Origin of the sequence: Fulvimonas yonginensis (assembly GCF_037137055.1) — a bacterium.
GTDB classification, from domain to species: Bacteria; Pseudomonadota; Gammaproteobacteria; order Xanthomonadales; family Rhodanobacteraceae; genus Frateuria_A; species Frateuria_A yonginensis.
On sequence record NZ_JBBBNY010000007.1, the window covers coordinates 62,931 to 76,623 of the forward strand.

General features: G+C 70.9%; 14 protein-coding genes. 11 read left to right on the forward strand and 3 right to left on the reverse strand.

The window, feature by feature from the left end:
* The first annotated feature begins 58 nt into the window (after positions 1-58).
* From WAT24_RS10905 to WAT24_RS10930, 6 genes are all read left to right on the forward strand, one after another.
* A complete protein-coding gene (locus WAT24_RS10905) occupies positions 59-514 on the forward strand; it encodes an SUF system Fe-S cluster assembly regulator (RefSeq protein WP_336807894.1) in 456 nt (151 codons plus the stop codon).
* Entirely contained in the window at positions 511-1,989 is a 1,479-nt protein-coding gene (sufB, locus tag WAT24_RS10910) for a Fe-S cluster assembly protein SufB (RefSeq protein ID WP_336807895.1), read from the forward strand. Before WAT24_RS10905 ends, sufB begins: the two co-directional genes overlap by 4 nt.
* Complete coding sequence (locus tag WAT24_RS10915) at positions 1,986-2,405, forward strand: ACT domain-containing protein (RefSeq protein WP_336807896.1); 420 nt, start codon at positions 1,986-1,988, stop codon at positions 2,403-2,405. Before sufB ends, WAT24_RS10915 begins: the two co-directional genes overlap by 4 nt.
* A 10-nt stretch (positions 2,406-2,415) precedes the next feature.
* Entirely contained in the window at positions 2,416-3,183 is a 768-nt protein-coding gene (gene sufC / locus WAT24_RS10920) for a Fe-S cluster assembly ATPase SufC (protein WP_336807897.1), read from the forward strand.
* Positions 3,180-4,484 (forward strand): Fe-S cluster assembly protein SufD, encoded by a 1,305-nt coding sequence (sufD, locus tag WAT24_RS10925; RefSeq protein ID WP_336807898.1) that lies wholly within the window; start codon positions 3,180-3,182, stop codon positions 4,482-4,484. Before sufC ends, sufD begins: the two co-directional genes overlap by 4 nt.
* Before the next feature lie 128 nt (positions 4,485-4,612).
* Positions 4,613-5,866: a cysteine desulfurase gene (locus WAT24_RS10930; RefSeq protein ID WP_336807899.1), complete on the forward strand. Its 1,254-nt coding sequence runs from the start codon at positions 4,613-4,615 to the stop codon at positions 5,864-5,866.
* An 87-nt stretch (positions 5,867-5,953) separates the two neighbouring features.
* Here WAT24_RS10930 and WAT24_RS10935 read toward each other — a convergent pair whose 3' ends face one another.
* Complete coding sequence (locus WAT24_RS10935; RefSeq protein WP_336807900.1) at positions 5,954-7,267, reverse strand: PQQ-dependent sugar dehydrogenase; 1,314 nt, start codon at positions 7,265-7,267, stop codon at positions 5,954-5,956.
* A gap of 123 nt (positions 7,268-7,390) precedes the next feature.
* Between WAT24_RS10935 and WAT24_RS10940 the strand changes: the two genes are divergently transcribed.
* The 5 genes from WAT24_RS10940 to WAT24_RS10960 all read left to right on the forward strand — a co-directional run bounded on the left by WAT24_RS10940 (position 7,391) and on the right by WAT24_RS10960 (position 12,354).
* On the forward strand, positions 7,391-7,939 hold the full coding sequence (locus WAT24_RS10940; protein ID WP_336807901.1) for a GNAT family N-acetyltransferase: 549 nt from the start codon (positions 7,391-7,393) through the stop codon (positions 7,937-7,939).
* Positions 7,936-8,262, forward strand: coding sequence for a non-heme iron oxygenase ferredoxin subunit (locus tag WAT24_RS10945; protein WP_336807902.1), 327 nt, complete (start codon positions 7,936-7,938; stop codon positions 8,260-8,262). Before WAT24_RS10940 ends, WAT24_RS10945 begins: the two co-directional genes overlap by 4 nt.
* Before the next feature lie 63 nt (positions 8,263-8,325).
* Positions 8,326-9,084, forward strand: coding sequence for a CPBP family intramembrane glutamic endopeptidase (locus tag WAT24_RS10950; RefSeq protein WP_336807903.1), 759 nt, complete (start codon positions 8,326-8,328; stop codon positions 9,082-9,084).
* A 151-nt stretch (positions 9,085-9,235) separates the two neighbouring features.
* A complete protein-coding gene (locus WAT24_RS10955; RefSeq protein WP_336807904.1) occupies positions 9,236-11,449 on the forward strand; it encodes a M1 family metallopeptidase in 2,214 nt (737 codons plus the stop codon).
* On the forward strand, positions 11,449-12,354 hold the full coding sequence (locus WAT24_RS10960) for a hypothetical protein (protein WP_336807905.1): 906 nt from the start codon (positions 11,449-11,451) through the stop codon (positions 12,352-12,354). The genes WAT24_RS10955 and WAT24_RS10960 overlap by 1 nt, the downstream gene beginning before the upstream one ends.
* A 221-nt stretch (positions 12,355-12,575) precedes the next feature.
* On the opposite strand, the gene WAT24_RS10965 is transcribed toward WAT24_RS10960, so the two are convergent.
* Entirely contained in the window at positions 12,576-13,115 is a 540-nt protein-coding gene (locus WAT24_RS10965; RefSeq protein ID WP_336807906.1) for a GNAT family N-acetyltransferase, read from the reverse strand.
* Positions 13,116-13,136: 21 nt separating this feature from the next.
* A complete protein-coding gene (locus WAT24_RS10970) occupies positions 13,137-13,589 on the reverse strand; it encodes an SET domain-containing protein-lysine N-methyltransferase (RefSeq protein ID WP_336807907.1) in 453 nt (150 codons plus the stop codon).
* Positions 13,590-13,693: the final 104 nt, after the last annotated feature.

The window sequence follows — 13,693 nt, forward strand, 5'->3', positions numbered from 1 at the left end:
GGTTGACCGCGGAACGTTTAATCCGTACCATTTTGGTCTGGATTAAGAGGCCGATTCCATGCTGCGCGTCAGCCGTCTTACCGACTACGCCACGGTGGTGATGACCTGCATCGCCGCCCACCCGCACGACGTGCTGAGCACGGCGCAGATCGCCGACGAGGCGCGGCTGGAGCTGCCGACCGTGAGCAAGCTGCTCAAGTCGCTGGGGCACGCCGGGCTGGTCGAGTCGTTCCGCGGCGTCAACGGCGGCTACCGCCTCGCGCGGCCGGCGACCGAGATCAGCCTGGCGCAGATCGTCGAGGCGATGGAGGGGCCGATCGGCATGACCGAATGCAGCGTCGAGGGCCAGTGCGGTCGCGAATCGCAATGTGGCGTGCGCGGCAGCTGGCGGCACATCAGCAACGTGCTGGACAACGCACTGCGCGCGGTGAGCCTGGCCGACATGCTGCAACCGCCGCGCCCGGCGGAGGCCACCGTGGCGCTGAGCGAACTGAAGGGCAGGACCCACGCATGACAGCCGAATCGATCGAAAGCCGCGCCGACAACGCCGTGCTGCGCGAGAACGCCGAGGTCGCCGAGGCGCTCGGCCGCAACTACGCGGCCGGCTTCGTCACCGACATCGAAAGCGAGAGCCTGCCGCCGGGCCTCGACGAGGACATCATCCGCCAGCTCTCGGCGATCAAGCGCGAGCCGGAGTGGATGACCGAGTGGCGCCTGGCCGCCTTCCGCCACTGGCGGAACATGCCGCAGCCGGACTGGGCCAAGCTCAAGATCGACCCGATCGACTACCAGGCGATCAGCTACTACTCCGCGCCCAAGAAAGGCCCCAGGTCGCTGGACGAGGTCGATCCCAAGCTGCTGGAAACCTACGAGAAGCTTGGCGTGCCGCTGCACGAGCGCGCGGCGCTGGCCGGCGTGGCGGTGGACGCGGTGTTCGACTCGGTGTCGGTCGGCACCACCTTTCGTGCCAAGCTGGCCGAAGCCGGCGTGATCTTCTGCTCGATGAGCGAGGCGATCCGCGAGAATCCCGAACTGGTGCGCAAGTACCTGGGCAGCGTGGTGCCGCCGGGCGACAACTACTTCGCCGCGCTCAACTCGGCGGTGTTCTCCGACGGCAGCTTCGTGTTCGTGCCGGCCGGCGTGCGCTGCCCGATGGAACTGTCCACCTACTTCCGCATCAATGCGCAGAACACCGGCCAGTTCGAGCGCACCCTGATCGTCTGCGAGGACCGCGCGCAGGTGTCCTACCTGGAAGGATGCACGGCCCCGCGGCGCGACGAGAACCAGCTGCACGCGGCGGTGGTCGAGCTGGTCGCGCTGGAAGGCGCGAACATCAAGTATTCCACCGTGCAGAACTGGTATCCCGGCGACGAGAACGGGGTCGGCGGCATCTACAACTTCGTGACCAAGCGCGGCGACTGCCGTGGCGCCGACAGCAAGATCAGCTGGACGCAGGTCGAGACCGGCTCGGCGATCACCTGGAAGTACCCTTCGGTGGTACTGCGCGGCGACCGCTCGGTGGGCGAATTCTACTCGGTGGCGCTGACGCACCACTTCCAGCAGGCCGATACCGGCACCAAGATGATCCACATAGGCCGCGACACCAAGTCGAAGATCGTCTCCAAGGGCATCTCGGCCGGGCGCAGCTCCAACAGCTACCGCGGCCTGGTGAAGGTGGAGAAGGGCGCCGAGCGCGCACGCAACTACACCCAGTGCGATTCGCTGCTGATCGGCAAGAAGTGTGGCGCGCACACTTTCCCGTACATGGAAGTGAAGAACCCCACCGCGATCGTCGAGCACGAGGCGACCACCTCGAAGATATCCGACGACCAGCTGTTCTACTGCCGCAGCCGCGGCATCGGCGAGGAAGACGCCGTATCGATGATCGTCGACGGCTTCTGCAAGCAGGTGTTCCGCGAGCTGCCGATGGAGTTCGCGGTGGAGGCCAAGAAGTTGCTGGAGGTATCGCTGGAGGGCGCGGTCGGATGAGCACGGCGGCCACCAGCACGCACCCGGGCGGCACCGACCTGCATGCCCTGCTCGCCGGGCTGAGCCCGCGCCTGCACCCGATGCCGCGCCGCTTCCTGTTCGTCTCGCACGACAAGGCCGCCGCGCGCCTTCCCGACGCGCTGATGATGTTCCGCGAGGACGAGGGTGTGACGCTGATCGTCGACCACGACCTGGAAGGCGCCGAACTGGTCGCCGACCGGCTGCTGTGGGCGCAGATCACCCTCGGCGTGCAGTCCAGCCTGGACGCGGTGGGCCTGATGGCCGCCGTGTCCGCCGCGCTCGCCGCGCGCGGCATTTCCTGCAACCCGGTTTCCGCGTTCCTGCACGACCACGTGTTCGTGCCCTGGGACCGCCGCGAGGACGCGCTCGACGCGCTCGCGCACCTCTCTGCCTGATGGAAAGACCATGCTGAAGATCGACAACCTGCACGCCCGCGTCGAGGGCAAGGACATCCTCAAGGGCCTTTCGCTCGAGGTGAAGCCGGGCGAGGTGCACGCCATCATGGGCCCCAACGGCGCCGGCAAGTCCACCCTGGGCAACGTGCTGTCCGGGCGCGAGGGCTACGAGGTGACCGAAGGCTCGGTGGTGTTCGAGGGCCGCAACCTGCTGGAGCTGGAGCCCGAGGAACGCGCCGCCGCCGGCGTGTTCCTGGCCTTCCAGTACCCGGTGGAGATCCCCGGCGTGAACAATACCTACTTCCTGCGTGCGGCCTACAACGCCCAGCGCAAGGCGCGCGGCGAGGCCGAACTCGATTCGATGCAGTTCCTCAAGCGGGTACGCGAGAAGCTGAAGGTCATGCAGCTTTCGCCGGAGCTGCTGAACCGCGCGGTCAACGAGGGCTTCTCCGGCGGCGAGAAGAAGCGCAACGAGATCTTCCAGATGGCGCTGCTGGAACCGAAGCTGGCGATCCTGGACGAGACCGACTCGGGCCTGGACATCGACGCGCTCAAGCAGGTCGCCGAGGGCGTCAACGCGCTGCGCTCGCCGGAGCGCTCGTTCATCGTGGTGACGCACTACCAGCGCCTGCTCGACTACATCGTGCCGGACTTCGTGCACGTGCTGGCCGGCGGGCGCATCGTCGAGAGCGGCGATCGCAGCCTGGCGCTCAAGCTGGAGGAGCGCGGCTACGCCTGGCTCGCCGAGCACGGCGAGCCGGCGGGGGCGGACGCATGAACCAGCCGGCCCGCACGCCGTTCGTCGCCGCGCTGGCCGATGCTTCGCTGCCGGCCAGTGGCATCGCCTGGCTGGATCGGGCGCGACGGGAGAACCTCGACGCCTTCCTCGCCGCCGGCCTGCCGGACACGCGCGTGGAGGCGTGGAAGTACACCGCGCTGCGCGCGCTGGCGCAGCGCAGCTTCGCCGCGGGCGATGCGCAGGCTGCAGACCGGGTGGTCGACCCGGCGGCGCTGGCGCTGCCGGGTGTCGAGGGACCGGCGCTGGTCTTCGTCAACGGCGCGTTCCGCGCGGACCTGTCCTCGCTCGATGCGCTGCCGGAGGGGATCGGCCTGCGGCCGTTGTCGCAGGCGCTGGCCAGCGAGCCGGAACCGCTGCGTTTCGCGCTGTCGCGCCATTACCGCGAGGCCGGCGAGGCGTTCGCGCGGCTGAACGCCGCCTTCGCTCGCGACGGCGCGGTGCTGCGCGTGGCGGCCGGGGCCCGGGTCGCGGCGCCGCTGCGCCTGCTGTTCGTCGGCGCGCCCGCCGACGGCGACGTGGCGTGGCACCTGCGCAACGTCGTCGAGCTGGAGGAGGACGCCGAGCTGAGCCTGGTCGAACAGCACCTGGGCACCGGCGAGCAGGCACACCTGGGCACCGTGCTCACCGACCACACGCTGCATGCCGGGGCGATCCTGCGTCACGCCGTGCTGCAGCAGGCGGGTGCGGCCAGCAGCCTGGTGCGCCGCAGCCACTACCGGCTGGATGCGCGCGCACAGGTCTACCTGCATGCGCTGGAGCTGGGCGGCGGGCTGGCACGCCACGACGTGTGGGCGGAGCTGGTCGGCGATGCGGCGGCGTTCCATACCCGTGGTGCGTTCCTGCCGGGAGGGCGCCAGCACGCCGACACGCAGCTGGCGATCCACCATCGGGCGCGCGACACCGTATCCTCCTCGCTCTGGCGCGGCGTGGCCAGCGGCCGGGGGCGCGGCGTATTCCGCGGCGCGATCGTGGTGAACGCCGGCGCCGACGGCGCCGACGCCTCGCTCGGCAACAAGAACCTGCTGCTCTCACCGCAGGCCGAGATCGACACCAAACCCGAACTGGAGATCTACGCCGACGAGGTGAAGGCCGCCCACGGCGCCACGGTCGGCCAACTGGACGAGCGTGCGCTGTTCTACCTGCGCTCGCGCGGCATCCCCGGGGCGCAGGCGCGCAGCCTGCTCACGGCGGCGTTCGCCCGTGCACCGTTCGAATCGCTGGAGCACGAGGCCTTGCGTGCGCATGTCGAGCAGCTGCTGCTGGCGCAGCTGCCGGGCTGACGGCCGCGTGCAGCAGGGCGGGGCGGGCGGAGCCCCTCCGGGCGTCGGCATCCGTTCAAGCGGGCCCAGCTTTTCTTCACATTCGGCAGGCTAAGGTCGTGACCCATTCTTCACAACGCGAGACGTCCATGTCCGCCATCGCCGCCCAGGCTCATGCGGCGCCCGCCGCCTTCGACGTCGCGCGCGTCCGCGCCGACTTCCCCTTGCTCGCGCGCAGCGTCCACGGCAAGCCGCTGGTCTATCTGGACAACGCCAATACCAGCCAGAAGCCCGCTTCCGTGATCGCGACGGTGGACGAGCACTACCGACGGCACAACGCCAACGTGTCACGCGCGGTGCACCAGCTGGGCGAGGAGGCCACGCTCGCCTACGAGGGCGCACGGGACAAGCTGGCGCGTTTCGTCAATGCGCCGCGCGACGAGCTGGTGCTGACCTCGGGTACCACCCAGGCGATCAACCTGGTGGCCTACAGCTACGCGCTGCCGCGGCTGGGCCCCGGCGACGCGATCCTGACCACGCTGATGGAGCACCACGCCAATATCGTGCCGTGGCAACTCGTCGCCCAGCGCAGCGGCGCCTCGGTGAAGTTCGCGCCGATCAACGAGCGCGGCGAGCTGATCGTGGAGCGCTACCTCGAGATGCTCACGCCGGAGGTGAAGCTCGCCTGCGTGGCGCACGTGTCCAACGTGCTGGGCACGGTCAACCCGGTACGGGAGATCGCCCGCGAGTGCGCCCGCCGCGGCATCCCGCTGCTGGTCGACGGCTCGCAGGCGGTACCGCACCGGCCGGTCGACGTGCAGGCGCTGGGCTGCGATTTCTACGCCTTCACCGGGCACAAGATGCTCGGCCCCACCGGGACCGGTGCGCTGTGGGCCCGCCGCTCCCACCTGGAGGCGATGCCGCCGTTCTTCGGCGGCGGCGAGATGATCCGCCAGGTGCGCGTGGACGGCACCACCTTCGCCGATCCGCCGCACAAGTTCGAGGCCGGCACGCCGAACATCGCCGGTTTCGTCGGCCTCGGCGCGGCGGTCGACTACTACGAGACGCTCGATCTCGACGCGATCCACGCCTGGGAGCAGCAGTTGCTGGCCCATGCCACCGCGCGCCTGCGCGAGCTGCCCGGCCTGCGCCTGATCGGCGAGGCGGCGGAGAAGGAGCCGGTGATCTCGTTCCTGCTCGAGGGCGCGCAGGCGACCGACCTGGCGACGCTGCTCGACCTGGAAGGCGTCGCCGTGCGTTCGGGCCATCACTGCGCGCACCCGCTGATGCAGCACTTCGGCGTGCCGGCCACGCTGCGCGCCTCGCTGGCCTTCTACAACACGATGGAGGAGGTCGACGCCTTCGTCGCCGCACTGCTCAAGGTGCGCAAGCTGCTGCTGTAGGAGCGAGCTTCGCTCGCGATGCCTTTTGCTTGAGGTGCCGCCGGGAGGAGGGCATCGCGAGCAAGCGCTCCTACGCGGGTGCGGACGTCAGCGCACCGGCGCCGGGGTCACGCGCCACACGGTGTTGCCCACGTCGTCCGCCACCAGCAGCGCGCCGTGCCGGTCCACCGCCACACCGACCGGCCGGCCCTGCGCCCGCCCGTCCGCATCGAGGAAGCCGGTGAGCACGTCCTGCGGCGGCCCTGCGGGCCGGCCGTCGGCGAACGGCACGAAGACCACCTTGTAGCCGCTGAACGGGCGCCGGTTCCACGAGCCGTGCTGGCCGACGAAGGCGCCGTTGCGAAAGCGCGGCATCAGGTCCGCCGTGTAGAACGCCAGGCCCAGCGAGGCGGTGTGCGCGCCCAGCGCGTAATCGGGCACCGTCGCGCGCGCCACGAGCGCCGGATCCTGTGGCGCGACGCGCTGGTCGACATGCTGGCCGTAGTAACTGTACGGCCAGCCGTAGAAGGCACCCTCGTGCACCTCGGTGAGGTAGTCGGGCACCAGGTCGCTGCCCAGCTCGTCGCGCTCGTTGACCACCACCCACAACGCGCCGCTCTGCGGTTGCCAGGCCATGCCCACCGGGTTGCGCAGGCCGGTCGCGTAGGCGCGGGTGGCGCCGGTCGACGGGTCGATCTGCAGGATGCGCGCGCGATCGCGCTCCACCGCCAGGCCGTTCTCGCCGGCGTTGCTGTTGGAACCCACGGTGACGAACAGCCGCGCGCCGTCTCGGCTGGCGAGCAGGTTCTTGGTCCAGTGGTGGTTGATCGGCCCGGCCGGCAACCCGGCGATCCGGCTTCCGCCGGCGGTGATGCGCAGGGCGCCGTCGCGGTAGGGGAAACGCAGCAGCGCGTCGGTGTCGGCCACGTAGAACGCGTCGCCCACCAGCGCCATGCCGAACGGCGAGTGCAGGTGTTCCAGGAACACGCTGCGGGCCTCGGCCACGCCGTCGCCGTCGGCGTCGCGCAGCAGCGTGATGCGGTCTGCGCTCGGCACACCGGCGCCGGCGCGCTTCTGCATCCAGCGCATCATCCAGCCCCGGGGACCCTTCGCATCCTGCGGTCGCGGCGGCCCGTTGGTCTCGGCGACCAGCACGTCGCCGTCGGGCAGTACGTAGAGCCAGCGCGGGTGGTCCAGCCCGCGCGCGAAGGCCTGCACCTTCAACCCCGGCGCGGCGACGGGGCCCGCGCCGGGCGCCCAGCCGACGGCGGGTGCGACGTGCACGGTCGGGATCAGTGAGGGATCCGGCGGCGGCAGCGCAGGCTCGGGGCCGACGCCGGCCGACACCGGCAGGTGCGCGCGCCCGCAGCCGGCCAGGGCCAGCATGCAGGCGAGCAGGCGGTACGCGCGCGTGGTCGGCATCGGAACACCCGTGGAAGGACCCAGTGGACCCGCCCCGGCAGGAAGCAGGCGTGAACCCTGCGTGGACGTCCCGCCATGCGACCGGCCATCCCGCACCGCGGAGGCGCTCGCTATCATGCGCGAATGGATACCGCCCCCGCCTTCACCTTCCGCACGGCCACGCCCGTGGACGTCCCCGCCGTCGTGGCGCTGGTCGAATCGGCCTATCGCGGCGACTCCGGCCGCCGCGGCTGGACGACCGAATCGGACCTGCTCGACGGCCAGCGCACCGATGCGGCCGACGTCGGCGCCGCGATCGCCCGGCCCGACAGCCGGATCCTGCTGCTGGAGCGGGACGTCCGCCTGCTGGCCAGCTGCCACCTCGAACGGCACGGCGAGGCCGCCTACTTCGGCATGTTCGCGGTCGACCCGGCGGAGCAGGCCGCGGGTCTCGGCAAGCGCCTGCTGGGCGAGGCCGAGCGTGTCGCGCGCGAGGAGTGGGGCTGCCGCGCGATGGAGATGACGGTGATCGTGCAGCGCGCGGAACTGATCGCCTGGTACGAGCGCCGCGGCTACCGGCGCACCGGCAGCTACAAGCCGTTCCCCTACGGCGACGAGCGCTTCGGCATCCCGCGTCGCGACGACCTGCGCTTCGAGCTGCTGGTCAAGCCACTGGCCGGAATCGCCGCATGAGCCTGGCGCAGCAGGGCTGGATCCGCGTCTGCGCGAAGGACGAACTGCTGCCGGGCGAGTTCCGGGTGGTCTACGACGGCGACACGCCGATCGCCGTGTACAACGTCGACGGCCGGTTCTACGCGGTGGAGGACACCTGCACCCACGACGGCGGCGACCTTGCCGGGGGGGAGGTGTTCGGCTTCGAGGTGGAATGCCCGCGCCACGGTGCGCGCTTCGACCTGCGCACCGGCGCGGTGACCCGCCCGCCGGCCTACGAGCCGATCGCCAGCTTCCCGGTGCGCGAGGAGGACGCGGCGCTCTGGACCCGCGACGACCGCTGAGCGGCGTGGCTCCCGCGCCGGCGGCGGTGCTACGCTGGCGGCGGGGAAATCCGGAGACGACCGATGCAGCACCGTTGGCGTGCGCCGCTGGCTTTCGCGGCGCTGTTCCTGCTGTACCAGTCCGCCGAAGGCGTGGGTGAGCGCTGGCTGCACAGCTTTGCGGTGCAGGGCGTCCTCATGTGCGCCTGTCTGGCCATGGCCTGGCCACTGTCGCGCTGGCTGGGCTGGCGCGGCTACGGCGCCTACGCGCTGCAGGCGCCGCCGCGCGGCCTGGGCTGGTTGGCCGGTGGCGTGCTGCTGGCGGTTCTCGCCAAGGCGATCGCCGTGGCGGCGGGGCTGCGCCTGGGCGTCTATACCTCCGCCACCGGCATGCTCGCCTGGCAGCTGCCGGCCAGCGTCGGCACCCTGGCCATGCTGCTGGTCGTCACCTTCGTGCCCTCGCTGGCCGAGGACATTCTCACGCGCGGTTTCTGGTACCGCGCCGCCGGCATCCGCTGGCGCAGCGGATGGGCGTTCGTGCTGCTTTCCAGCGTCGTCTACGTGCTCAACCACATCTACCGGCTGGAGCGCGGGCTGCTCGAATGGACCATGCTCTTCTGCTACGGCCTCGCCTATGCGACTGCGCTGTGGCGCAGCGGCAGCCTGTGGGCGGCGGTGGGCCTGCACTGGGGCTGGAACCTCGCCAACGGGTTGCTCGCCATCGACACGCTCGACCCGCGCCGTGGATCGGCGCTGTCCGCGCTGGCCCACCTGGGGCTGGCCCTGGTCGTGCTTGCGCTGCCGCCCACGCGCCGCGACGAGCGGCGGCTGTGGCGGGCCTGAACAGGCCAGTACCATGACCTATGGCCTATGTGGCCTCCCCGGTGATGCCGCACGCTGGATGCTTGCCGGCGGCCGGCGTGCGACGGGGGAGATGCCGCGGGCGCAGACGGGCCCGTGTCCGGGCCATCGACAGCAGCAGGGGAGCGTTTCGATGAGATCGATCTTTGCCGGATGGCTGGGTGCCGCCGCGCTGTGGGCGTCGGCGACGCCGGGCCTGGTCCATGCACAGGCGGCAGCCGCCCCCACCGCACCCGCGGCGGCCAGCACCGCCTACATGCCGATTCCGTTCGCGCCGGCGCACGCGGCCGCGCCGTCCGTGCCGAGCGCGCCGGATGCCTGGGGCGGGCCGCGCACCGGGCAGGAGCCGACGCTGTCCGACCGCGTGGTGGACTACCGCATCGATGCCTCGCTCGACGCCGCGCGGCACGCGGTCAGCGGCAAGGAGCAGCTGACCTGGCGCAACCGCAGCGACCGCGAGGTGCGCAGCATCTACGTGCACCTCTACCTCAACGCCTTCCAGAACGAAGGCAGTACCTTCTTCACCGAGCGCGAAGTGCTCACCGCGCACAGCGGTTCGCGCGGCGCCGCCAAGCTCGAGAAGGGGCAGTGGGGCTGGATCGACCTCCAGCAGGTCAGCCAGGACGGTGCCGCACTCAAATGGGCCTTCGTGCACCCGGACGGCGGCCCGGCCACCGACCAGACCGTCGCGCGCATCGACCTGGCCCGGCCGGTGCCGGCGGGCGGCACGCTGACGCTGGACATCGAGTTCCTGAGCCAGCTGCCGCGCGTGGTCGAGCGCACCGGCTGGTGGGGCGATTTCAACCTGGTGGCGCAGTGGTTCCCCAAGATCGGCGTGCTGGAACTGCCCGGCGAGCGTGGGGCGACCCAGGTGCGCTGGAACGTGCACGAGTTCCATTTCAACAGCGAGTTCTACGCGGACTTCGGGCGCTTCGACGTGACCCTGAGCGTGCCCAGCGACTACACCGTGGGTGCGGTGGGCGAGCCGCAGGGCGCCCCGGTGACGGCGAACGGCAGGACCACCTACCACTTCGTGCAGGGCGACGTGCACGATTTCGCCTGGGTCGCGGCCAAGGGCTACAAGGTGCTGGACGGCAGCTGGCAGGGGCCGGGCAGCCCGAAGGTCGCCGTGCGGGTGCTCTATCCGCCCGAATACGCCGCCAGCGCGCAGCCGGTACTCAAGGCCAGCACCGACGCGCTGACGTATTTCTCCGACACGCTGGGGCCGTACCCGTACCGCACGCTCACCGCGGTGGTGCCGCCGTACAACGCTTCCGAAGCGGGCGGCATGGAGTACCCCACCTTCTTCACCGCCGAGGGCTACAAGGAGGTCACGCCCGGCACGCTCAGCCAGTACGCGATCGACTTCGTCACCATCCACGAGTTCGGCCACGGCTACTTCTACGGCCTGCTCGCCTCGAACGAGTTCGAGGAGCCGATGCTGGACGAGGGCATGAACGAGTACTGGGACCAGCGCATGCTGCGCGAGCGCGGCCAGGACATCGTCGCCACCACCGCGGGTCTGAAGCGGCTGGGCATCGCGCCGGCGGTGCCGGGCTTCGTCGCCGAGCGCCTGGGCGCCGACCTGCGCCATCCCTACGATCCGCTGGGCGAGAACGCCTGGGACCGCTATTCCAGCGGCAGCTATGGCACGGTCTACTCGCGTACCGCCACCGCCATGCACGACCTGGAAGAGCGCCTGGGCAAGGCAGTCACCGAGCGCGCCTTCCGCGAGTACTACCGGCGCTGGCACTTCCGCCATCCTTCCGCGGCCGACCTGCGGCAGGCGCTGATCGACGTCTCGGGCGACGCGAAAACCGTCAACGAGGTGTTCGACCAGTACGTCTACGGCACCGCGCACATCGACGACCGCGTGGCGAGCATCGACAGCGAGGAAGTGCTGCCGCTGGCCGGCAGCATGCGCGTCGACGGCAAGCACACCGAGGGCGACACCGAGGCGTTGGACAAGCGCATCGCCAGGCAGCGCGAGGACTGGGCCAAGACCCATCCGAAGGCGAAGCCGGGCAGCGGACCGTTTCCCTGGCACAGCACGGTGAGCGTGGTGCGCGATGGTGCGCAGGTACCTCAGGTGTTGCGGGTGACCTTCGCCGACGGCAGCCACCAGGAGCTCAAGTGGAACGACGACCGTCGCTGGGCCCGGTTCGAGTTCACCGGGCCGAGCAAGGTCGTTTCGGCCGAGCTCGACCCGCAGCGCCGGGTGTTCCTCGACGCGGACAAGTTGAACGACAGCCTCGCGGCCAGGCCCGACGGTGCCGCCTCGCGGCGCTGGAGCGCCGACTTCGCCGCACTGGTACAGGCCTTCCTTTCACTGCTGGTGTCGCTGTGATGACGAGCACACACAACCGCCGTACCGATCTCGGCGCCGTACTGCGCGCCCCCATCGCCGCCCTGCAGTGGCGCCTGCTGCTGTTGTGGATGGTGTTCCTGCTGCTGCCGACGGCGGTCGCCGCACTGCCGCTGTGGCGGGCCCTGTCGGACCTGCTCGACTCGTCCGTGCACGCGGCGGCATGGGCACGGCAGTTCGACCCGCTCATGTTCGGCGACGCCGCCGCCGCGCTGGGACGCGACGGCGCCTGGTTGCACGGCTCGCTGGTGGTCTCGGTGGCGCTGGCGGTGCTGCTCGGGCCGTTCCTGGCCGGCATGACGGTGGCCGCCGGCCGCGCGGGACGGGTGCTGGGCTTCGGCCAGCTGCTGCAGAGCGGCGTGATCGAATACGGCCGCATGTTCCGCGTGCTGCTGTGGTCGCTGCTGCCGTACGCGGCCGCGATCGGCCTGGGTGCCGCGGCTTTCGGCGTGGCACACAAGCAGGCCGAGCGGGCCGTGCTGGAGAGCGTGGCGGACCGCGCCCAGCACACCGCGCTGTGGGTCACGCTCGTGCTGTTCGCGCTCGCCCACGCGATCGTGGAGTCCGCCCGCGCGGCCTTCATCGCCGATGCCGGCCTGCGCTCGGCCACGCGCGCGCTCGGGCGCGGCTTCATGCAACTGCTGCGCCGGCCGCTGGGCACGCTGCTGGTCTACGTGGTGATGGGCGCCATCGGCTATGCCCTCGCACTGGCCGTGGGCGTGGCCCGTCTGCGCACGCCGGCGGTGGGGACGGGCGGTTTCCTGCTGGCGTTGCTGCTGGCGGAAGCGGCGGTGCTGGCGATCGGCTGGACCCGCGTCGCCCGGCTGTTCGCCCTGGCCGAAATAGGGCGTGCGCTGGCGCCGCGGCGTGGCGGGCTACCGCTGTAGCGGCCCGCGGCGGGCCGTCCCGGATTCGGGCCCGCGCGCCGGCGGATGACGGCAAGGCAGGCGCCGTGCACGGACATGATGGCGGCCTCGTCCGCCCGGGGGCGGGAAAGATCAGCCAGCCGGGGGTGGCGGTCCCCGGGGCGACGCGCCGGCCTCGCGCCCGGCACACCCGCCGGCACCGGCGACGTCGTACGGAAGCGCCTTCGCCCGGAGCGGCCTGCCTAGGCCCAGGCCCGCCGCGGCTCGCGGAAGGGCGGGTAGTAGGCGAACACGTGGTTGTGGCTGCCGTAGAAGTCCATGTCCTCGATGTGCTCGCCGCCCAGCCGCTCGGCCAGGCGGTCGGACGCCTCGTTGCCGATGCGCACCAGGCTGATCACGCGCGGCGCGTGCAGCACGTTCCAGGCGAACTCGAGGATCGCCCGGCCCGCCTCGGTGGCGTAACCGTGGTGGCGGTACTCGCGCTTGAGCATCCAGCCCAGTTCCAGGTCCGGCCAACCTTCCGGGTACATCAGGCCGGCGCGGCCGACGAAGGCGCCGGTCTCCTTCAGCTCGAGCGCCCACATGCCGCAGCCGCGCAGTTGCCAGTGGCCCAGCAGCATCGCCAGCGAGCGCCAGGCGCCGGTACGGTCCAGTGGCTGCCCGTCGCCGATCCAGCGTGTGCTGTCGGGGTCGGCGAGCATGGCGGCGTAGTCGTCGAAGTGGCGCGCGGCGAGCGCGGTCAGGCGCAGGCGCGGGGTTTCGAGGGTGGGAATCTCGGACATCGTCGGTGGTCTGCCAGGCCGTTACTTCAGCAATCGGCTCAGCGCATGCGTACTTGAGGCCAGGCTCTCCGCCCAGTCGAACCCGATGATTTTCTCACCAGTTGCCGCGTCGATAAAGTCCTCGGCCTGCCCTGGCGGCAGCAGGTGCCGGTAGTCGACGGTCAGCTCGGTGCCGGCCGGCAGGTCGGCCAGGGCGAACACGAAACCCAGGTGCCACAGCCCGTTCGGCTGGAAGCTGTGGTTGATGTAGCACTCGTCCGGCCAGTCCGGGGAGAGCGTGTAGCGGTCCTCGAACCAGCGCGCACTCGCGTAGGCGAGCTCGGGCCGCGCCGCCAGCTCCTCGGGGCGGTAGGTGCGCTCGATGGCGTCCGGCGCCGTGATGATCCGGCCCACGGCAACGGCTTCCTCCAGGAACAGGCCTTTGCCGGCCCCCTGGATGGTGGAGGGAGCAATGCGGTAGCGCGGAAGGATCATGGGGCGTGGCAGGTTGGAAAGCGCGCGAGTGTAGCGCAGCTGCCGATCGTGCCGGGGGTCGAGGAAGCGCCGGCCCGGCCTTGCATCGGCCCCTGCCGCCTGAT

Coding starts and splice junctions, on each gene's coding strand:
- sufB (WP_336807895.1), top strand. CDS start 511: ATGACAGCCGAATCGATCGAAAGCCGCGCCGACAACGCCGTGCTGCGC.
- sufC (WP_336807897.1), top strand. CDS start 2,416: ATGCTGAAGATCGACAACCTGCACGCCCGCGTCGAGGGCAAGGACATC.
- WAT24_RS10945 (WP_336807902.1), top strand. CDS start 7,936: ATGAGCCTGGCGCAGCAGGGCTGGATCCGCGTCTGCGCGAAGGACGAA.
- WAT24_RS10960 (WP_336807905.1), top strand. CDS start 11,449: ATGACGAGCACACACAACCGCCGTACCGATCTCGGCGCCGTACTGCGC.
- WAT24_RS10970 (WP_336807907.1), bottom strand. CDS start 13,589: ATGATCCTTCCGCGCTACCGCATTGCTCCCTCCACCATCCAGGGGGCC.
- WAT24_RS10915 (WP_336807896.1), top strand. CDS start 1,986: ATGAGCACGGCGGCCACCAGCACGCACCCGGGCGGCACCGACCTGCAT.
- sufD (WP_336807898.1), top strand. CDS start 3,180: ATGAACCAGCCGGCCCGCACGCCGTTCGTCGCCGCGCTGGCCGATGCT.
- WAT24_RS10940 (WP_336807901.1), top strand. CDS start 7,391: ATGGATACCGCCCCCGCCTTCACCTTCCGCACGGCCACGCCCGTGGAC.
- WAT24_RS10905 (WP_336807894.1), top strand. CDS start 59: ATGCTGCGCGTCAGCCGTCTTACCGACTACGCCACGGTGGTGATGACC.
- WAT24_RS10935 (WP_336807900.1), bottom strand. CDS start 7,267: ATGCCGACCACGCGCGCGTACCGCCTGCTCGCCTGCATGCTGGCCCTG.
- WAT24_RS10955 (WP_336807904.1), top strand. CDS start 9,236: ATGAGATCGATCTTTGCCGGATGGCTGGGTGCCGCCGCGCTGTGGGCG.
- WAT24_RS10950 (WP_336807903.1), top strand. CDS start 8,326: ATGCAGCACCGTTGGCGTGCGCCGCTGGCTTTCGCGGCGCTGTTCCTG.
- WAT24_RS10930 (WP_336807899.1), top strand. CDS start 4,613: ATGTCCGCCATCGCCGCCCAGGCTCATGCGGCGCCCGCCGCCTTCGAC.
- WAT24_RS10965 (WP_336807906.1), bottom strand. CDS start 13,115: ATGTCCGAGATTCCCACCCTCGAAACCCCGCGCCTGCGCCTGACCGCG.